This window comes from Emticicia sp. CRIBPO (genome assembly GCF_009905725.1).
Lineage (GTDB): Bacteria > Bacteroidota > Bacteroidia > Cytophagales > Spirosomataceae > Leadbetterella.
In genome coordinates this window covers 320,728-341,070 of record NZ_JAAAKV010000003.1, presented here as the reverse complement: position 1 = coordinate 341,070, position 20,343 = coordinate 320,728, and the positions used below count along the sequence as shown (strand labels likewise).

21 protein-coding genes are annotated in these 20,343 nt (G+C 42.7%); 16 read left to right on the top strand and 5 right to left on the bottom strand.

Annotation, left to right across the window (positions count from 1 at the left end):
* From dprA to GVN16_RS08320, 3 genes are all read right to left on the bottom strand, one after another.
* A complete protein-coding gene (gene dprA / locus GVN16_RS08330; protein WP_166563403.1) occupies nucleotides 1-1,110 on the bottom strand; it encodes a DNA-processing protein DprA in 1,110 nt (369 codons plus the stop codon).
* Between the two features lie 6 nt (nucleotides 1,111-1,116).
* Nucleotides 1,117-1,428: a MerR family transcriptional regulator gene (locus GVN16_RS08325; protein WP_166563402.1), complete on the bottom strand. Its 312-nt coding sequence runs from the start codon at nucleotides 1,426-1,428 to the stop codon at nucleotides 1,117-1,119.
* Between the two features lie 180 nt (nucleotides 1,429-1,608).
* The gene (locus tag GVN16_RS08320; RefSeq protein WP_166563401.1) at nucleotides 1,609-3,054 is read right to left on the bottom strand and encodes a leucine-rich repeat domain-containing protein; all 1,446 of its coding nucleotides are present in this window, start codon (nucleotides 3,052-3,054) and stop codon (nucleotides 1,609-1,611) included.
* A gap of 158 nt (nucleotides 3,055-3,212) precedes the next feature.
* On the opposite strand from GVN16_RS08320, the gene alaS reads away from it, so the two are divergent.
* From alaS to GVN16_RS08300, 4 genes are all read left to right on the top strand, one after another.
* Nucleotides 3,213-5,885, top strand: a complete 2,673-nt coding sequence (gene alaS / locus GVN16_RS08315) for an alanine--tRNA ligase (RefSeq protein ID WP_166563400.1) — start codon at nucleotides 3,213-3,215, stop codon at nucleotides 5,883-5,885.
* Nucleotides 5,886-6,060: 175 nt separating this feature from the next.
* Nucleotides 6,061-6,774 (top strand): hypothetical protein, encoded by a 714-nt coding sequence (locus tag GVN16_RS08310; protein WP_166563399.1) that lies wholly within the window; start codon nucleotides 6,061-6,063, stop codon nucleotides 6,772-6,774.
* 152 nt (nucleotides 6,775-6,926) lie between these two features.
* On the top strand, nucleotides 6,927-7,646 hold the full coding sequence (locus tag GVN16_RS08305; RefSeq protein WP_166563398.1) for a hypothetical protein: 720 nt from the start codon (nucleotides 6,927-6,929) through the stop codon (nucleotides 7,644-7,646).
* Between the two features lie 120 nt (nucleotides 7,647-7,766).
* Nucleotides 7,767-8,336, top strand: a complete 570-nt coding sequence (locus GVN16_RS08300; RefSeq protein WP_166563397.1) for a hypothetical protein — start codon at nucleotides 7,767-7,769, stop codon at nucleotides 8,334-8,336.
* A gap of 301 nt (nucleotides 8,337-8,637) precedes the next feature.
* Here the strand turns inward: GVN16_RS08300 and GVN16_RS08295 are convergent, their stop codons facing one another.
* Nucleotides 8,638-9,186, bottom strand: a complete 549-nt coding sequence (locus tag GVN16_RS08295) for a hypothetical protein (protein ID WP_166563396.1) — start codon at nucleotides 9,184-9,186, stop codon at nucleotides 8,638-8,640.
* Between the two features lie 200 nt (nucleotides 9,187-9,386).
* On the bottom strand, nucleotides 9,387-10,625 hold the full coding sequence (locus GVN16_RS08290; RefSeq protein WP_166563395.1) for an alkaline phosphatase family protein: 1,239 nt from the start codon (nucleotides 10,623-10,625) through the stop codon (nucleotides 9,387-9,389).
* Nucleotides 10,626-10,820: 195 nt separating this feature from the next.
* On the opposite strand from GVN16_RS08290, the gene GVN16_RS08285 reads away from it, so the two are divergent.
* The 12 genes from GVN16_RS08285 (at nucleotide 10,821) to GVN16_RS08230 (ending at nucleotide 20,342) form a co-directional block, all read left to right on the top strand.
* A complete protein-coding gene (locus GVN16_RS08285; RefSeq protein WP_166563394.1) occupies nucleotides 10,821-11,093 on the top strand; it encodes a hypothetical protein in 273 nt (90 codons plus the stop codon).
* Between the two features lie 6 nt (nucleotides 11,094-11,099).
* The gene (locus tag GVN16_RS08280; protein WP_166563393.1) at nucleotides 11,100-11,411 is read left to right on the top strand and encodes a hypothetical protein; all 312 of its coding nucleotides are present in this window, start codon (nucleotides 11,100-11,102) and stop codon (nucleotides 11,409-11,411) included.
* A gap of 4 nt (nucleotides 11,412-11,415) precedes the next feature.
* Nucleotides 11,416-12,210 (top strand): LytTR family DNA-binding domain-containing protein, encoded by a 795-nt coding sequence (locus GVN16_RS08275; RefSeq protein WP_166563392.1) that lies wholly within the window; start codon nucleotides 11,416-11,418, stop codon nucleotides 12,208-12,210.
* Nucleotides 12,211-12,308: 98 nt separating this feature from the next.
* On the top strand, nucleotides 12,309-12,932 hold the full coding sequence (locus GVN16_RS08270; protein ID WP_166563391.1) for an intradiol ring-cleavage dioxygenase: 624 nt from the start codon (nucleotides 12,309-12,311) through the stop codon (nucleotides 12,930-12,932).
* Nucleotides 12,925-13,488 (top strand): YceI family protein, encoded by a 564-nt coding sequence (locus GVN16_RS08265; protein ID WP_166563390.1) that lies wholly within the window; start codon nucleotides 12,925-12,927, stop codon nucleotides 13,486-13,488. The genes GVN16_RS08270 and GVN16_RS08265 overlap by 8 nt, the downstream gene beginning before the upstream one ends.
* A 49-nt stretch (nucleotides 13,489-13,537) precedes the next feature.
* Nucleotides 13,538-14,605 (top strand): winged helix DNA-binding domain-containing protein, encoded by a 1,068-nt coding sequence (locus GVN16_RS08260; RefSeq protein WP_166563389.1) that lies wholly within the window; start codon nucleotides 13,538-13,540, stop codon nucleotides 14,603-14,605.
* Nucleotides 14,606-14,624: 19 nt separating this feature from the next.
* On the top strand, nucleotides 14,625-15,254 hold the full coding sequence (locus GVN16_RS08255) for a hypothetical protein (protein ID WP_166563388.1): 630 nt from the start codon (nucleotides 14,625-14,627) through the stop codon (nucleotides 15,252-15,254).
* Nucleotides 15,255-15,970: 716 nt separating this feature from the next.
* Nucleotides 15,971-16,462: a TlpA family protein disulfide reductase gene (locus GVN16_RS08250; RefSeq protein WP_166563387.1), complete on the top strand. Its 492-nt coding sequence runs from the start codon at nucleotides 15,971-15,973 to the stop codon at nucleotides 16,460-16,462.
* A gap of 5 nt (nucleotides 16,463-16,467) precedes the next feature.
* Nucleotides 16,468-17,082: a thioredoxin family protein gene (locus tag GVN16_RS08245; RefSeq protein ID WP_166563386.1), complete on the top strand. Its 615-nt coding sequence runs from the start codon at nucleotides 16,468-16,470 to the stop codon at nucleotides 17,080-17,082.
* A 179-nt stretch (nucleotides 17,083-17,261) separates the two neighbouring features.
* Nucleotides 17,262-19,337 carry a M48 family metallopeptidase gene (locus GVN16_RS08240; protein ID WP_166563385.1) on the top strand — a complete coding sequence of 692 codons (2,076 nt, stop codon included), beginning with the start codon at nucleotides 17,262-17,264 and terminating at the stop codon, nucleotides 19,335-19,337.
* Complete coding sequence (locus tag GVN16_RS08235) at nucleotides 19,315-19,608, top strand: hypothetical protein (protein WP_166563384.1); 294 nt, start codon at nucleotides 19,315-19,317, stop codon at nucleotides 19,606-19,608. Before GVN16_RS08240 ends, GVN16_RS08235 begins: the two co-directional genes overlap by 23 nt.
* Nucleotides 19,609-19,700: 92 nt before the next feature.
* Nucleotides 19,701-20,342, top strand: coding sequence for a YdeI family protein (locus GVN16_RS08230; RefSeq protein WP_229244097.1), 642 nt, complete (start codon nucleotides 19,701-19,703; stop codon nucleotides 20,340-20,342).
* Nucleotide 20,343: the final 1 nt, after the last annotated feature.

Below are 20,343 nucleotides of genomic sequence, written 5' to 3'. Positions count from 1 at the left end.
TTATTTCAGCCTGAAGGTTTTTCCTGCACTCTGGCTTACAATATCCATAAATTCGAGGTTGAGCAAAACCGAAGCAAGCCTGTTCAGCGGAATCTGTGACTGCCAGCTCAGGTCGTCAATCAGGCATTCTTTTTTCTGCATCAGGATACTGATGACGGCACTCTCATCTTCTGTAAATAAGCTCATGTCCAATTCTCTTCCGGCTTGTCGGGAACAATTCTCTTTTCCTCCGAGCCATTGCATGTTCTCTGCCAGTTGATCAACACCTGTAAAGACGATGGCTTTATTGGATTGAATCAAACCGTTGGTCCCCTCTGCATATTTATGAAAGATGCTTCCCGGAACAGCAAAAACTTCGCGGTGATAATTATTGGCAATCTCGGCTGTCACCATGGCCCCACCCCTTTTACCCGATTCCACAATGATCAGCACATCGCTCAGGGCCGCAATGATCCTGTTTCTGGCCAGGAAAAGTGAGGCCACAGGCAGCGTTCCCACCGGGTTTTCAGAAATCAAAAGGCCGTTACCCAGCATTTCAACAGCACTTTTCTTATGAGAGGAGGGGTAAATAATGTCAAGGCCATTGGCCAGCACACCTATCGTAGACATCTGGTTTTTGAGAGCAGCCCTGTGGGCACTGATGTCAATTCCGTAAGCCAGTCCGCTGATGATCTGAACATCAAACGGCTGCAAAGCCGCCACAATAGACTCTGTAGCCTGCCGGCCGTAATCACTGGCCTGACGGGTGCCTACGATCCCGACGGTCCTTTTGTGATGCAGTGACCCGTTACCTTTGACATACATCAAAGGCGGGGCATCATACAGATTTTTAAACCTGGCCGGATAGTCTTCGTCTTTAAAACTGACTACTTTTACACCTGCTTTGACAGAATTGTTCAGGATGTCTTCTGCTTCCGTAAAGACGTTTTCCTGGTGCAGGATATTCTCGGTAAGGATTTTACCTAGTCCCGGTACTTTCAATAATTTCTCTTTACGGGCTGAAAATACCTGGGAAGCAGATCCGAAGGTATTAACGAGGTGACGAAACAAAACGCCACCGATACCATCCACCCGGGTGAGGGCAATGGTACAGATTTCTTCTGTTGGCATGGATGTTCAATTTTCTATACTATTTTTCAATAGTTCAAGTGTGATTCTGATGTCTTTTAATTTCTGAATAAGTTCTGTGTTATGATCTGCTTTTACCTCTTTGGTTTTCAGCTTTTCTTTGGCTCCTTCAATCGTGTATTTCTCTTCCTCAATCAGTCTGAGAATCTGGTCCAGCTTTTCAATGTCTTTATGGGTATACTTCTTAACCCGGCCTACAGTATTGATTTTCAGGCCGAATTCTTTCACATAATGTCTTATCTGGGATTCGTTCACTCCAAAATGCTTTGCGACTTCTTCCGTTGAATAAAACAATTTCATGGGTACCTGATTGATTTTTGTTCAAATCTACAATTAAATACATATGTTATGCAATTATAGAATAACAAATCTATCAGCAGAGAAACATGACAATGCCTTCCCAACAAATCAGGATCAAATGTACGTCTAATCAAAAGACGATACATCAAAACCTCCATATTGCTAAATTATTCGGCAGTTTCACCGTTTTGCCGCCACCGATTTTTTCTCCAGCTCAGTAATCAGCTCCTTTAATTTAACTGATTTTGATTTATCACCGTTAAACTCATTGGCATTCATAAACACCGATTTCAGTTTCGGAAGCTGTAACAAACCCTGCGGCACTTCGTTCATTTTATTAAAAGAAAAGTCAAATTCTTCCAGTTCCGGGAGGGGTCCCATGCCTGCCGGGTAATCTGTAAACTCATTGTAACCAATATCCAGCAATTTCAATCCTGATGGTAGCTCAGGTAACCTGTCCAGCTTATTATGGTGGGCATAAAGTTTTTTTAGATTTTTAAGTCTGCCGATTTCGTCCGGGAGTTTCCAGAGTTGATTATTCGAAATCGCCAGGGTATTCAGTCTCTTTAATTTCCCGATCTCAGCCGGAACGAACTTAAGCCGGTTATGATAAATATCCAGGGTTTCCACCCATTTCAATTTCCCGATGCTTGGAGGCAATCCCGGAATCCGGCAATGATAAAGGTTAATATTTTTTGCCCTTCTTATTTTTCTTAAATTGCTCTTTTCAAAATTTACCATCGGATTATGAGCAAACCAGGCATACTCGAGTCTCCTGCCGGCTTTTATCCCCTCAGGAATCTTTGCCAACCGGTTATTCATCATTTTGATCATCGTCATTTTACGATATTTACCAAATTCAACCGAAACGTCAACCAGGTCATTTTCACTCAGGTCAATTCCCTTCAGCTTTCTGAGTTTTCCAGGCTTAGCACGAAACTCCGACAGGTAATTTTTTGAAAGATCCAGGAATTTCAGGTTTTTAAAACGGAAAATGACAGGAGGCACTTCCTTCAGCATCAACCCTGAAAAGTTTAATGCTATGACGGTGTCAGGCCTGGTGGTTCTTTGTGCTTCTTCCACTGTCGAAATAATTCTTTTATCCGTGCTCCTAATAAACATTCCTTTAGGGAACAAACTGATATCAAATTGATAGGCATAATCAACCTCCATCGACGGTGTGGTTTCACGGACCATCCTGCCAAGTACTCTCATCAGTTTTTCCTCCTTTTCTGTGGTCAGCTCAACAGCCTCGTTTACCATCGTCGTCCCTGTGAACGTCATTTTATTGGTTTCAAAAAAGCAGTAGTCCGTCTTTTTCTCCGGGCCAACCAGGAAAGTAATGATCAAACGACAATTCTGCTCCATGTCTCCGAAGTCAAGCTGCTCTTCATAAGCATACAATTTAAAAAGTCGCGTCAGCCGGTATTGCTCGCGGGCTTCGGCCACACGCATCGTTTCTCCACTGCCGAAAAGTCTCGAACGGTCTTCTAAAGTCGGGCTCCTATACTCCTCGCTTACACTGAGGATCAGGCTGTCTTTCTCGGTGGCGTGAAATATCCTCTGCTGCGAATAAGCCGTAAAACAGATAAGCAGGCTTACCAGGATTAAAGTAAAGTGTTTCATAGTATTGATATTCGTTTGACCAAACTTACAACTAAAAAATTAGTTACCAAAGATTATTGCCATTTCTATTCTTAAAATTTTCCATAAACCATTGTTTTCAACTATTTTTGCAAACTTCTTTCGGGAAATATTTATTCTTAAACGATTTAATCCAGATTATGACCTCTCATCAGATACGTAAAGCTTTTTTAGATTTTTTCATTTCTAAAGGACACCTTATCGTGCCTTCGGCTCCGCTTGTCGCCAAAAACGACCCCACCCTGATGTTCAACAACTCAGGAATGGCCCAGTTCAAAGATTTCTTCCTGGGAAACGGAACGCCTCCAAGCTCAAGAATCGCCGATACGCAAAAATGTCTGAGGGTAAGTGGAAAGCACAATGACCTGGAAGAAGTGGGTTTTGATACCTACCACCACACCATGTTTGAGATGCTGGGCAACTGGTCGTTTGGAGATTATTTCAAAAAAGAGGCCCTTGAGTGGTCATGGGAATTGTTGACGGAAGTTTACAAATTACCTAAAGAGCGTATTTATGTATCTGTCTTTGAAGGAGACGAAAAAGACGGCGTGCCTTTTGACCAGGAAGCTTTTGACATCTGGAAGAACATCCTGGGTGACGACAGCCGCATCATCATGGGGAACAAAAAAGACAATTTCTGGGAAATGGGTGATGTAGGACCTTGCGGCCCTTGTTCAGAAATCCATATTGACCTCAGAGACCAGGCTGACGTAGACGCTGTTTCAGGAAAAACACTGGTGAATGCCGATCATCCGCAGGTCATCGAAATCTGGAACAATGTATTCATGCAGTTTGAGCGTAAGGCTGACGGCTCATTGCTTCCGTTGCCGGCCCGCCACGTGGATACAGGTATGGGCTTCGAGCGTCTTTGTATGGCCATCCAGGGCAAACAATCGAATTATGATACTGACATATTCCAGAATACTATCCAGGTGCTGGAAACCATGTCGGGTAAAAAATACGGCGAAAACGGCACACTCAGGTCTGACAATTACGTCGACGTAGCCATGCGTGTGATTGCCGATCACCTCAGGGCGGTTTCATTTGCGATCGCAGATGGTCAGCTGCCATCCAACGCCAAGGCCGGTTACGTGATCCGCAGGATTCTCCGCAGGGCGGTGCGTTATGGTTATTCTTACCTTAACTTCAGAGAGCCGTTCATGTCCAAACTGGTGCCGGTGCTGGCCCTTCAGTTCAAAGACGTCTTCCCTGAGCTTCAGGCACAGGTAGAGTTTGTGTCGAAAGTAGTGGAAGAAGAGGAAAAAACATTCCTGAGAACCCTTGAACTGGGACTAAAAAGACTGGACCTCATTTTTGATGAATTAAAAGACAATAAAGTAATAGACGGTGTTACGGTTTTCGAACTGTCCGACACTTTCGGTTTCCCGGTTGACCTGACCGCCCTGATCGCCAGGGAAAAAGGCTTTAGTATTGACGAGGAAGGCTTCAAAAAAGCACTGACCGAGCAGAAAGAAAGAAGCCGTAAGGATGCCACCAAAGAAGCAGCCGACTGGATTGACCTGGGCGACATCGACGGGGTTGAGTTCCTCGGCTATGATTTTGCCGAATCGGATTCGCAACTGGTCAAATACCGCAAGGTGAAAACCAAGGCGGGCGAGGAGTTCCACCTCGTATTAGACCGTACTCCTTTCTATGCCGAAATGGGTGGACAGGTGGGTGACACCGGTGTTTTTGAGCTGGATTATGACGGCCAGACCATCACCATCCCGATCAGTGACACCAAAAAGGAAAATGACCTGTTCCTTCATATCACTACGGACAAAATCGTGGGTTCATTGCTCGAAAATGCAACTGAACCTTTGGCGGTTAAGGCTAAAATAGACAATTTCAGACACCAGGATATTAAAAAGAACCACTCTGCCACTCACCTGATGCTGGCCGGAATGAGACAAGTCCTGGGTTCTCATATCATACAACGCGGTTCTTATCAGAATGATGAGGTAACCCGTTTTGACTTTTCTCACTTCTCAAAAGTGACCGACGAGGAATTGCAGCAGATTGAAGATATCGTCAACGAAAAAATCAGGCTGAACATCGCCCTGGATGAAAAACGCAATGTCCCGATCGATGAAGCCCTTAAACTGGGAGCAACGGCCACTTTTGGCGAAAAATACGGCGATTTTGTAAGGGTCATTACTTTTGAGCCTGGTTTCTCTGTTGAGCTTTGCGGTGGTACACACGTAGGGGCTACCGGCGAGATCGGTTTGTTCAAATTCATTTCTGAAGGTTCTGTTTCTGCAGGGGTAAGACGTGTGGAAGCTGTTACCGGCAAAAAAGCCCTCGAACTGATGCGTGAACAGCAAACCGTGCTGGATACACTCAAACAATTGCTGAAGGGTGCTACTGATTTACCTAAAGCCGTTGAATCACTGATCGAGGAGAAAAACGCCTTACAAAAGAAAATTGAAGTGCTGGAAAATGAAAAACTCCAGGTCATCAAAAAAGAACTTCTGGAAAAAGTGGAAGCCGTCGGAGATGTCAACGTACTGGCTGTGAATGTCAGCCTGCCGTCTGCAGATGCTCTGAAGCAACTGGCATATGAACTGAAAGCAAAACTTGAAAACGCCTATATCGTGATCGGCACCGTTATCAATGAAAAACCCCAGCTGGCCGTCATGATCGACGAGGAAATCATGAAAGCGAAAGGCCTTCATGCAGGCAATATTGTCAAGGAAGCGGCCAAAGAAATGAAAGGCGGAGGAGGCGGACAGCCTCACTTTGCTACAGCCGGAGGAAATGACGCCTCAGGAGTAGACAAGGCGATTGCCAAAGCCAAAAGCTTCGTTATTTAACACACATTTCCGGCTTTGCCTGATAATATCGGGCAAAGCCGGTTATACAATATCACACTTCCCCCATCGTTTTAGGACAAACCGGCCACGATCAGCACATTAAATCCCGGTTCAGAAAGCAACTAAACCTGCTTTTGAGAGTACAATAAAATATACATCCAAACCACGTAAAACAATGAAAAAACCAACTTTCAGACTGCTTGCACTGGCCTGTGCACTTCTTTCAGGCTGCAATCCCAATTATTACATTCCGAATACTCAGAACGCACCTCTGATCAGTGCCAAAGGAGAAACCAACCTGACGGTTTCCGGCAATGCCAACCAGGTGGAATTCCAGGGGGCCTATGGAGCAGGAAACAATTTTGCGATCCAGCTTAACGGCGGGTTGATGAGACCCAAGGACCAGGAGAATGGAGACGGAGGTTCAGGAAAATTTGTAGAGGCCGGTTTGGGGTATTTTAAACCCCTGCAAAACAACTTCGTGTTTGAAACTTACGGATTATTCGGACTGGGGTCTGTTGAAAATCATTTTCCATCCGCTACCACCGCCACCATCAATTCCGGAAAAATCTCCGCCAATTTAATGCGATACGGTATACAGCCCGTGATAGGTTATAAATCAAAGTACTTCTCTGTGGCAGGATCAGCCAGGGTGGTTAACCTGAACTATTCCAACATTTCAGGCAATCTCATTTATCAGAATGAAGATCAAAGGACTTACCTCGAAAATCACAAGTCTAATTTCCTGATCGAACCTGCCCTGACACTGAGAGGTGGTATAGAAAAGGTAAAAATCCAGTTGCAGTTTGTCAAAAGCCTTAACCTTTCCGACAGTGATTTCAAACAGGATTCAGAGATGATGACAGTGGGCCTCAACTTTAAATTTTAATTCAGAATTTGTTAAAGTACCATTAATATACTAGCTTGAATCCTAGAAAAAGGAATACCTGTTTCTGCATCGCTCCGGACAGGCATGCAGAAACAGGTAACATATGCCGTAGCTCACAAACCTTTAAACCACTGATATAAAATAAGTTAACCATGAAAAATCCAGGTATCAAACTACTCGCCATAGCCTGTACCCTTATTTCAGGCTGTCAGCCTAATTATTACATTCCGAATACCCAGAATGTGCCTTTGCTTACTTCCAAAGGCGAAACCAGTCTGACGCTTTCCGGGAACACCAACCAGGTAGAGTTTCTGGGAGCCTACGCCGCAGGCAACCACTTCGGCATTCAGCTCAACGGCGGCCTTATTAAACCCTTCAACCAGAACAAGGAAGCCGGGGGTTCCGGCAAACTGATAGAAGCTGGCCTGGGTTATTTCAAAGAGATGGAAAACAACCTTGTTTTTGAAACCTACGGGCTGTTTGGCCTTGGTTCTGTTGAAAACCATTTCCCTTCTTCCAAATCCTCCGCCACCACTGATCAGGAGACCATTTCCGCCGGCCTGAGAAGATTTGGTGTGCAGCCGGTATTAGGTTTTAAAACAAAATATTTTCAGATAGCCGGGTCTGCAAGACTTGTAAACCTCAGTTATTACAATATTTCCGGCAATCACGTTTATGAAAATGAGCTTCAGACGACCTATCTTGAAAAGAACCGGTCAAGTTTCCTGATAGAACCTGCCGTCACCGTAAAAGGGGGTGTCGAAAATGTTAAATTCCAGTTTCAGCTGGCTTCCAGTGCGAACACGACCAACAGTGACTTCAGGCAGGACAATTTTCTGCTGACCTTAGGACTCAACTTTAATTTTAAATGAAGGAATTCACAGGAAAGCAGGCCTGATGTTTTCATGAACTTATAAAATCCGGAACAAAGACTTAAAAAGATTGTTACTTTAATAAACAAACCATTCAAATACTTTTAAACCATCATACGTATGAAAAACACAATGCTTACCTTTTCCTTCCTGCTTATTACAGCTATTTCTTTTGCCCAGGACAAAAAAATGGACCTGAGAATCGGTTACGGAGTAGTAACGGTGCCACAGATCGTTGAAGGACTCTCAACAGTGCTGGCTACCGGGCTTGTGCCGGGAGGATATTCATCCGTAGACATGTCCGGTTCAGGAGCATTAAACGGCAGCCTGCTCTTTTTCCCGGAAAAACGATTTTCCATGGGCATAGACATGGTAATGGAGAAAAACAAATCTACCTACAGCTATTCCAACGGCAGTAAATCTACTTTGAAGAATTCCTGGTGGACTTTTATGGCCCGGGGAGACTACAAGTATACCAAAGAAGATAATTTTGTCAAGCTCTATGCATCAGCATCGGCCGGAGCATCTTTACTCAGTTCAAAAGGCAGCGGAAAAAAGGATAAGAATACGACTTTTGCCTTCCATGTGACCCCTATCGGTGTCAGAATGGGCAGAAGTTTCGCTTTTTACGCTGAAGGCGGTTTTGGATTCAAGGGACTTTTAAATGCGGGGCTTTCAGCTCAGCTGTGAAAAAGATAATTTTAACTTTTGTTCCTTATCGTCGAAAAACTTTGGAGAGATGTTTAATTCTACTAACCTTCTCTCTTATTATTAAAAAAATAAGTTGAAAGAACTCAACCTTTTTAAGAGTAGGATTCTTTCAACTTATGTGTAATACTATTGTGAATAAATCAGATATTTATTGTCTTTGTTAATTGTCAGATACTTGGTTTAATAATACCTTTTATGTTGTGAGGAAATCTTCAACTTGCAAAACCAGCAGAGAAAATTCAAACATTAATTGGTTCGTCTTCAATAACTTTATAGGTCATTATTTTTTGATTCTATAAAAATCTTCTCCCCATTCTTTATACAGTTCATTATAATTCATTATTCCATAACCCGGACTTTCCATCTTTATAAAACTTATTTTGGTAATAAATTCAAAAATATTATCCGCTAAAAACTTATATCTTTTCCCGTCAGAAAATAAATTCAAATTTTCGAGGTAAATAATGTCATTATTTTCAGAGTTAATTCCAACCAGAAGATTTTTATTCGATCCGCACTCACCAATTGGCCAAAAATCATTTCGACACAAATCATCTTTCTCGTATGAATTATCTGCCAAAGTAATGCTCTCTTCTATAGACAAAAAGTAATCTAAAGTAAATGAGTATTCAGTTTCTATTTGTTGATTTAATATTCCGGCAACTTGATTTATCTGAGTGAGTAAAACGCCTGGTACATGTAGTCTATTAATTCCCACTTCAAATGTTGAGTAAAAGCATTTATACAAAATAGGAAGTCTTGAATCTTCAAACTTTAAAAACTCTTTTCGAGTTCTCAGAACGTCAAACCCTCTTATTATTTCTCCCATTTTCAACCTAGTTATAAGAACGTAAATAAACAATTTAAAACATTTGATTAGTATTTTCTTAGACATATCTGTCCTCCAGCTACTACAGAGCTGTTGAAAAACTCCATTATTATTTTGTTAGAGAGTAATTACGCACGTTTGGAATCTCTATGAGGTCAAAACACATACCCTCATCAAAAATCTTATTACGCTCCATTCATTTATTTCTTCAATACAATCCAGCGGTTTACCATATTGTCTTTGCCTTCTATTACTACCTTATAAAACTCAGAAGGTTTGTTTCTGACATCAATCAGCAGCTGTCTCTGACTCGCAGGCACCTCTCCTACCAGCTCATATTTGTCCTTGCCGCCCGTTTCAAACAAGTTCGTCGTACTTAACCAGACTTTTACATTTCCGGAGGACTGCATGGGCTGCCAGGTAAGATCAAGGTGATCTTTGATCAGGTTTAGTTTGGGATTGACCACTGAAACAGGCCCCGTCATCGGCACACCATCTACTTCTTCCAATGTTTCTTTGGGAATATTAATGCCCAGAAATCTCGCCATGGTAGGCATAATGTCCACAATCCAGGGTTCGTAATATTTCACATAATCATTCAGGATATCTTTGCTGATCACCATCCAGGTACTTCTCTGGCGGTCGGTATGCCCTCCATGATTCATCCCGGTCTTTTCGTCACGGCCGTGATCGGTGGTGATCACCAGCAACCAGTCTTCTTTAAAGTTTTTCTCCCTGTATTGAATCGCTTCGTAGAGTTTACCCATCTGGGTGTCCAGAATTTCAACGGCTTTGTAGTATTCCGGGCTGTCCCCGAATTTATGGCCGAGATCATCAGTGTACTCCAGATACACCCATGAAAGGTCAGGTGACTCCGTTCTGATTCCCTTTACCGCCTCACTGATGACTTTCTCATCGATCTGGTTCATGAATTTTCTGTCCTTGTCATGAGGAAAAGTCAGGGTATCCAGTTCATAGCCGTCGGCATGAAAATCCACTTTAATATTTCCGGCAGCAGGCAAACCTTCAGCCACCAGCTTGGTCCGGTTATCCAGCCAGCTCGAATATACCGCGGTCTTTTTTGAAGGATTGGTCTCTTTTATGACCCTGAAAATGTTTTTATAGTGATAATTCGGATCTTTAATGGCATTATCAGGAATGTTGTGCTTGTTATACCAAACCCCGGTGATCAGGCTGTTGTAACCCACTGCTGAGATGGTAGGCGTCTGAGAATACGCTCCTTTTTCGCCACCTACATGCATCCTGGTGTATTTACCGCCGGCAATGATCTTATCTATATGAGGAGTGTTCAGCTTTTCGATCACATCGGCAGCAATACCGTCGGCAATCACAAAAACCACTTTTTTAGTTCTGCCGGACTGGGCATGTAGTAAACTGATATTTAAAAGCAGGCAAACAAGAAAACTAATTTTTTTCATCAGGTTGGATAAAGACAGATTTAATTATGCTTCAAAGTTAGAGTTTTAATATTATCACAACATTAATTCGGGCAAAATAAAAGTTACTCCCGTATATTTTACCGCAAAGCCCTTCCTGTTATCCGGATACTTGTTTTTTAAGGAACAAAGTTTTAAGTTTGAGTATATATAAATCACTCATTAAATCTTACTGAAATGAAAAAATATCACGGCTTACTCATCGTCTTTTTCTGTGTATTCTTATTGGCGTCCTGTGTTCCTGACGAGTCGACTCCTCATGAATACGGATTTTTCGGAGGGCTTGTCCACGGACTGGTTTTTCCTTTTGCTCTTTTCGCTAAACTTTTCGGGTTAAAATACGGCATTTATGCCTTCAACAACAGCGGCTTCTTCTACTGGCTGGGCTACATTATCGGCGTGGGCGGTCTTGGAGGTGGTGGCGGTATTTTTGCCAGACGTGGAAAATAATGACTTATGACAACGGAGGAACAACACTATATAACATTAGGAAATGAACAAAAGGGTGCCGAACAAAGTCAGATGTTCGGCAAACCTTGTTTTAAAGTGAACGGAAAAGCTTTCATTTCTCTGTTTAACAACACGATGGTCTTTAAACTGAACGGGGAAGCCCATCGCGAAGCCCTGAGCCTTGACAAATCCGTCCTTTTTGACCCGTCCGGCAAAAACCGCCCTATGAAAGAATGGGTACAGGTAGATGCCAGTGATCAGGACAAATGGAGAGCGTTTACAGAAGCGGCGTTTGAGTATGTAAAAACATTGAAATAGACTTATGAATAACCCGATGATGACCATTTCCCAGCTGCTGGAAAAGAAAAAGCTTTTCCTACTGGTCATTGCTCTGTCCGTTTTAGTACTCATGGGTATTGCCCAGGATTACCTGGAGGCTTCTTTTCATCAATATTCCTTTTACATTTCCGAGTCTTTGCTGTTTAAAAGTTTCTGGTTGTTTTTCATCCCGGTCGCCTGGTTTTTCACCCGGTTTGAATACCTGCTAAGCAACAAATGGTATCTGAGACTCCTTACGGTTTTCCTGCTGAGCCTGGCCCATGTGATTCTTTTTGCCCTGACCCTCCATTTCATGTCGGCTCTCAGTCTGCCCCATACCTACAGTTTTATCTGGGCGGTAAAAAAGACCATTGCCGAAGATGTCTATAAATACATCGCCTTCTACGGATTATTGGTTTACTGGAACAGCCGGAATCAAACTGTCGCCGCTGCTCCTGTATCCGAAGCCGGGTATGAAAAGGTCCTCCTCATCGCCAGCGGCAAGAAAAACATCACCGTCCCGGTTTCAGAAATCACCTGTATTGTTTCCGACAGTCCTTACATCGCGGTTTATACCAGGCATGAAAAGCACCTGTACAATTCGAGTCTGAAAGAGCTGATGCTTAAACTGGATCCCGTAGTTTTTATCAAGGTCCACCGTTCTTCTATTGTCAACATCCGGCAGGTTGTTTCTTTCAAATCCCGTTTAAACGGTGACTATGACATTGAACTGAAAAACGGGAAGACCGTCAGAATGAGCCGCAGTTTCAGCAAGGATTTCAGGCAACGGTTTCAATAGTCCACGACTCAGGGTATTTGCTACCCGTCTCAGCCTTTTTCTTAAATACGACATTGATTTTCAGCATAGTTTTGAGGTACAAAAATTTCAGAACAGATATGAAAACCATTTGCTTATTGATGACAGGCCTCCTGCTTTCTGCCGCCTGCAGTCATTCCCAAAACCCGGTCCGGAAAAAAGTGGGTGGCCCCTGTGAGGGCTGTGAAGCCATTTACGAATACGGTCAGAAAAAACTCAGCCCTGCAGACACGCTTCCTGATTATACAGAAAAAGGGATCCAACTCAAAATTACCGGAAAAGTCTTCCTGAAAGACGGCAAAACACCCGCCCGCGATGTTATCCTCTATATCTATCATACCGATCAGGCCGGGTTGTATACTGCCCGTAACCAGGAAAAAGGCTGGGGCAAAAGACACGGATCGCTCAGGGGCTGGATCAGGACGGATGCCTCAGGTCAGTACACCTTTTATACCCTGAGGCCAGTGGCTTATCCTGACAGAAGTGAGCCGGAACATATCCATCTTACCGTAAAGGAACCGGGTAAGAACGAGTATTATCTTGACGATTTCCTTTTTGAGAACGATCCACTCCTTACCGCTGCCAAAAAGGCAAAACTGAAAAACCGTGGCGGTTCGGGTATCACGATCCCTGAAAAAGTGAACGATTACTTCCTGATCAAAAGAAACATCATCCTTGGCCTAAATATCCCTGATTATGAATAAGCCATTAGCATTTCTCAGCTGGCTTTTGTTTTTCCTGCCAATGAGTACTCAGGCTCAGCAAAGGCCTCTGAGCACATCAGCCTCCGTCATCAGATGGAAAGGCACCAAACTGGCCGGAACAGGTAAACACGAAGGTACTCTGGCCCTTAAATCAGGATATCTGACTTTTAAGGAAGATAAACTGACCGGCGGAAAGTTTATTGCGGATATGAATTCCATCAGGATCACCGACATCCCGCCGGACGACTACATCCCGATCCGTAACCTGACCGATCATTTGAAAAGCGATTTCGAAACAGGAAAATACCCGGAGGCAGTGTTTCAGATCACTCAAACTACTTATGCAGGTCAGAACAAAATAAAAGTCAGTGGCAACCTGACCATCAGGTCTGTGACAAAAAAGATCGATTTTACTATTAATGAGTTGACAAAAAGCCATTACGCTGACACCATCCGCATCAACCGGGCTGACTGGGGCATTGGTGAAAAAGGCAGCTGGCTGGAGAAAAAACTGGTTGATCAGGAAATTGAATTACAAATCTCCGTCAAATTATAGGTCAATTAATGGCTCTGCTGTACATTTGATTTATGAATGACGGAGAACTATGACGCATTACGAAATCCTGAGCCACAGGTTACTGAATCAACAGATTATCAGCACAAAATTTACAAAACCGGAAGAAATCGTCCGGTGGATGGTAGCGATGCAGTCGCAGGAATATGCCATGGCTAAATGGGCAATAGGACTTCGCCTGCCTGGATTTAATGATGCGGATATTGAGCAGGTATTCAATGAAGGTAAAATCCTGAGAACCCACCTGATGCGTCCCACCTGGCATTTTGTGGCTCCGGAAGACATCCGGTGGCTGCTGGCCCTGACTGCCCCCAGGGTATCGGCCATCAATAATTACCAGTATAAAAAAGAAGGCCTGGACGCGTCGGTCTTTAAAAAATGTAATGAGGTTGTCGTCAAAAGCCTGGAAGGAGGAAAGTTCCTGATCAGGAACGACATCAAGGCGGAATTGAGCAAAAACGGCATCGAAGCAGACGGGGTAAGACTGACCGGCATTATGATGCAGGCAGAACTTGAAGGACTGATCTGTAGCGGTCCGCGGTCCGGAAAACAATTTACCTATGCCTTGCTGGAAGAACGCGTACCGGCTGTGCCTCCGATGACCAGGGAAGAAGCCCTTCATCAGTTTCTGAACCGTTACTTTGTGACCCGCGGCCCTGCTACGATCCAGGACTTCTGTTACTGGTCAGGATTAAGCCTTACTGAGGCCCGTGCCGGATTGCCTGAGCTCTCCAAAGACTTTGAAAAAAGGCAGATTGATGGCCTGGAGTACATTTTTCTTCCTCAGGATATTTCCGTTGTTCCTAAAACATTGCCTACTTTCCTGATGCCTGATTACGATGAGTATGGCATGTCATATAAAAACAAAGAAGCCATCACCGACAGTGAAATTTCTAAAAAGCAGATTTCTGAAATCTCTTCTTCTTATCACATGATCATTTCTGAAGGAAAACTGGCAGGCACCTGGCAAAAAGCAAAGAAGGGTAAAAGTCTTGAAGTCGAAACCTCGCCTTACACCCCGCTGATTAAAAGGAAGGAAGCATCGCTGAAAAAAGCGGTGCTGAAGTTCAAAGCATTTTCACAAAACACTACAGATTAAAATATTCACTGATACCAACATGAACATTGAAAGTCAGCTGGCCAGCTCACTGGGCCGCAGAGACGAGGTTCCGAACCAGGAACTTGCCGCAAAAATAGCTGCTCAATCCGACACCGGGGCTGTAAAAGAACTCATTGACCTGCTGAAACACAAAAATAAAGACATTCAGAATGACGCCATCAAGGTCCTATATGAAACCGGGACGCTGAACCCCTCGTTGCTTTCTCCTTACTCCGGCATCTTTCTGGGCTTATTAAAGTCTAAAAACAACCGCCTGCAATGGGGTGCCATGACAGCCCTGCAAACCATCACACTTCAAAACCCGGAACTGATTTTTGAATCGTTGCCTGAAATCATCCTGGCTGCCAACAGCGGTTCGGTCATTACGAAAGATTATGCCGTCAATATCCTGATCGACTTGTGCTCACTGGAAAAATACCACTCAGATGCCTTTGAGTTGTTAAAAGAACAGCTTCTGACGAGTCCGGTCAATCAGCTTCCGATGTACGCCGAACGGGCTTTGCCTTTTATCACTAAGGCCACCAAAGAGCGTTTTATACAAACCCTGACTTCTAGAATCTCCGATATAGATAAGGAAAGTAAACAGAAAAGGGTGATCAAAGTGATTAAAAAGGCTCAGTCGATCTGAACCCCGGTTTATTTTGAATGCTATACGCAAGACACAAGGGTTATTCATTTTATAACCCTATTCAAAAAAAATTGTAGAAAAAGAAGAAATACACTGCATTTTCAAGGATAAAGCCTCAAAAAAGCCAATCGAAAAGAATTTGGCCCTTAACTTTGTGCCAATAACTTCAAAAACAAACATAGCCATGGAAGGTGGAAGAATCCGTTCTTCCCGCCGTTATTTCAGTTCGCAAAAACCTGATGTCTCAGGTTTAATATCCTGATATGAAGTTAAAAGACATTTTCAGCTGTAATGGCTGAATGAAAATAAAGATTTTTAAAATCTTTGGTTTAAGCTCTTTTCTTTGACCTTAGCGGTAAAGGAAAATTGCAAAACAGACAACGACCCGGTTTCCGGGGACTTTGTTTAAAAAGAAAACATTTTGAGCCGGGAATCCATCTTCCGGGCTTCAAAATGTATTCAGTTTTACGTATTACTTACATACACCCGCAACTACCGAAACCTGGATTCGTCCAAAAAGCATCAGACCTGTTAACTCTTCGAGTTTGAAAGAGTTAAAAGGTTAAAAGAGCACACTCCCCCGGTTTCCGGGGGAAGTGTTTTATCTGAACCTCCCAAATTTCTTCTTCCCCATACTTCGTATTCAGAGCATAATTATTGTTGATTGTGGTCGTTATTTTTTAAATTTCGTCTTAAAACCAATCTTTTCCGGAGAAATGATAAAATCAAAATGGATCGTCGCTTTTATACTGAGTCTTTTTGTGATGCCGGTAGCATCGGCCCAAAGTGTGAAGGCAATCAAATTTGATGAGCTGGAGAAAATGCTGAAAAGGGACGATGACACCCTGAGAATAGTGAATTTCTGGGCTACCTGGTGTGCTCCCTGTGTCAAAGAGCTTCCTTATTTTGAAAGACTGAACAGCACCTACAAAACTGAAAAAATCAGGGTTATTCTCGTAAGCATGGATTATTTCAGTGATTTGAACAGCAAACTGAAACCCTTTGTGGCTAAAAATAAGATCAGGTCAAAAGTGGTTTTGCTCAATGAACCGGAGCTTGAAAGCTGGGTAGACAAGCTTACCCCTGAATGGCCGGGAGCTGTGCCGATGACGCTGATACTGAACAATCAGAAAAAGCTCAGGCATTTTATAGAAAAACCATTGAATGAGACAGAATTGAATTTACTCGTTAAACAATATAAACAATGAAATTTATGAAAAAGACCATGTCTGCCATGGCCGTTTTAGTGGCCTTGTTGACGATGAGCCTCGGATTTCCGGCAGGAGGTTACAAAATCGGAGATTATGTAAAGGATTTTGAACTGAAAAACGTTGACGGCAAAAAAGTGTCAATGGGCATGAACAAAGAGGTAAAAGGCTATATCATTACTTTCACCTGCAATACCTGCCCTGTGGCAAAAGCCTACGAAGACCGCATCATTGACCTTCACAAAAAGTTTGAAAGCAAAGGTTTTCCGGTGATAGCTATCCAGGCCAACGACGGAGAACGCTCTCCCGGCGACTCCTACACGGCCATGCAGCAAAGAGCAAAGGCCAAAAACTACGGTTTCCCTTATCTGATAGACGAGAGTCAGGAAATTGTGAAAGCATTCGGAGCAACCAACACTCCTCATACTTTCCTGGTTAAAAAGGAAAGCAACGGGTTTAAACTGGTTTATGCCGGAGCCATTGACAACAACTCACAGGATGGGGCCGCGGCCACAAAAAAGTACATTGAAACAGCGATAGAAGAAATCATTGCCAACAAAGAGGTTTCTACACCCTCTGTCAGGGCAGTGGGTTGTGGTATCAAGTGGAAAAGTGTGTGATCAACTTCCTTTGCGTTAAAAATATGAATAGCCGGGTGATTTACCCGGCTATTTTTGTTAAAATATACATGGACAAATTAGAATCCCTGTTAACCCCCAATATTCATGAATAAAAAATGCCTGACTCTTCGTATATTAAAATTTTGATTTTATTTTAGAGCCAAAATAATCATTAATGTATGGAACAAAGAACTGCTGCAATTTCAGAAAATTTCAAAAAAATGACTTTTAAAGCCATTGGGGCAATTATTTTTTTCATACTTACCTATTTATTGCTTGTTACTGCTGCAATTCTGCTTACAGGTCTTTTCGGTTTTGCAGGAGGTGTAATTATCGCGGCAAAGGTGACCGGCATAACATTAATGATCGGAGCCGGCCTGATCAGCATGGGGCTTTTGATTATAATATTTCTGATCAAATTCATTTTTAAAAGACATACCAACGATATTTCTCATCTGACTGAAATCAATCGGGAAGAACAGCCTGAACTTTTCGGATTCATTGAATCTATCGTAAAGGAAGTAAAGACTGACTTTCCGAAAAAAATTTATTTGTCGCCTGAGGTTAATGCTTCGGTTTTTTATGATTCCAGTTTCTGGAGTATGTTTTTCCCGATAAGGAAAAACCTTCAGATCGGATTGGGGCTGGTCAATGTCACCACTGTTAGCGAATTCAAAGCTATTCTTGCTCACGAATTCGGGCACTTTTCACAGCGTACCATGAAAGTCGGCAGTTATGTTTACAATGTCAACATGGTGATTCATAATATGCTGTATGACAACGACTCTTTTGAAAACCTGGCGGGAAAATGGGCCGGCATCAACAGTTATTTCAATTTTTTTATCGGCCTTGCCATGAAGATTCTCAAGGGCATTCAAAAAATTCTCCAGAAGGTTTATGAAATAGTCAATATAAGCTATATGGCATTATCAAGGGAAATGGAGTTTCACGCCGACGAAGTAGCTGCTTGCGTGGCGGGATCAAAGCCTTTAGTTACATCGCTCCTGAGACTTGATATCGCTGATCATTCCTACAACGAAGTAATTAACTATTATAACGGTAAAATCAGTGAATCGGTAATTACAAAAAACATTTTCAGTCATCAGAAACTTGTATTGAATTTTCTCGCCAAAGAAAATAATCTCCCCCTCCAGCATGACCTGCCGCAGGTGACTTCGGACATTCTCGGCAAGTTTGATAAATCAAAATTGGTCATCAAAAACCAGTGGGCCTCACACCCGGGGACTGACGACCGGGTAAAAGAGCTTGAAAGACTGAATATTCCCGAACGCCATCCGGATACAAGACCGGCCTCAGTATTGTTTCAAAATATCGAATATATCCAGGCTCTGATTACTGAAAAGTTATTTCAAAATGTCGATTACACGGAAAAAGTAACTTATGACAACCACGAAATATTCGAACAGGATTTTGTCCGGCAATTCAGAGAAAACGGTTTTGAGCCTGTTTACAATGGTTATTATGACAACAAAGATATTCCTGACCTGAATCTGGAAGAAATCATCAGTAATATATCTGATCATAAAAAAGATGCCAGAGAACTCTTCAGTGATGAAAATACAGATTTGTCTGCTACTGAAATTTCGTTGGAAAGAGATGTTTCCGTTCTCAGGCAAATACAGTCCGGTGAATATAAAATCAAAACCTTTGATTACGATGGAGTTAAATACAACGCAGGAGAGGCCGGAAACCTCATTTCACGACTTGAAAAAGAATTAACTGGCATCAAAGAGACTGTCAGAAAACTTGATGAAGATATCTTTATATACTTCTATCACCTGTCTGAGCAGCAATCTTTGTCAAGGGAATTGCTCTCAAAGTATCAGGACCTAAAAGACCTGAATGCAGACCTTGAAAGGAAATATCAGGTTTATTCCAATATTATGGATCACACCCATTTTATGAGTGTTACTACCTCTTTTTCAAAAATCGAGGAAGGGATTACCGATATGAAAACTCCGGAAGAGGATTTAAAGAAAGAAATCAGAAAAATGCTTGACGCAGACATGTCTTATTCGATAAATGATACTGTAAAAAGTACTTTAAACGATTATCTTTCCAAAGAACGGGTCTATTTTGAAGATGAAAACTATGATAATGACGCCACTTCGAAATTATTTGAATGTATAAATATTTATCGTTACCTGATTTTTAACCAAATTTACATTGCAAAGAAAGATTTACTTGATTTTCAATCTAAGCTGAAAAATAATGCTGCATCATCGACTGACTAAAAATTATACTTTTGCTTTCGAAAAGGAAGGAAAAAAGATCAGGCTGGTCATTCTTGATCAGGACGATGAACAGGCCTGCAGAAGAGAATCAGGGAAAAAGCTGCTGGATTTTCTCAGTATGGATGAATCCCAGGCTTTCAAAGGACGGCTGCGTCTTCTGAAACAAGGAGAAGAAGTCAGTATTTTTTTGAAGGATGAGTGTATCGGAATCGTAAGCCGGACTGACTTTAGCAGGAGTCTTGAGTTATTGAGAACGAGTACTTCACATTAATCACTCCCCGTTCCTGTTCTCCGCTTTTCCGGCCGGTATACTTTTCGTTATGCAGATAGCGTATCTGGATAACGAAACTAAAGTTAATCTGAATGTCTCTGAAAAAACCTGAATCACCAATGAAACACCCCGGCATAGACGCCTATATCCTGAAAGCTGCACCATTTGCCAAACCCATACTGGAATACCTGAGAGAGCTGGTGCACGCCAATTGCCCTGAAGTGACAGAAACCATCAAATGGGGATTCCCGCATTTTGAGTATAATAAAAAGATCCTGTGCAGCATGGCGGCATTCAAGGCCCATTGCTCGTTTGGGTTCTGGAATGCCAAAGACATGAATGATCCCGAAAATATCCTGGAAGACGTAGGCAAGACATCAATGGGACACCTGGGAAGAATTACGGCCATAGAAGACCTCCCCTCTCCGGAGATCCTCTCCCGGTATATCAGGCATGCGATGGAAACCAACAGCACCCTTAAAACTGAAAAGCCTAAAACATCGGTACCCGCAGCCTCCAGAACATTGGTCATTCCCGATGATCTGACAGAAGAACTGGCCCGGAATGAAGAGGCAGCAGCCACTTTCTCAAATTTCAGCTATTCCAACAAGAAGGATTACGTCGACTGGATAACCGAAGCCAAATCACAAGATACCCGCAAAAAGAGGCTTCTTCAGGCCATCGAATGGATGGCTGAAGGCAAAATCAGGAACTGGAAGTACGTCAGGAAATAAG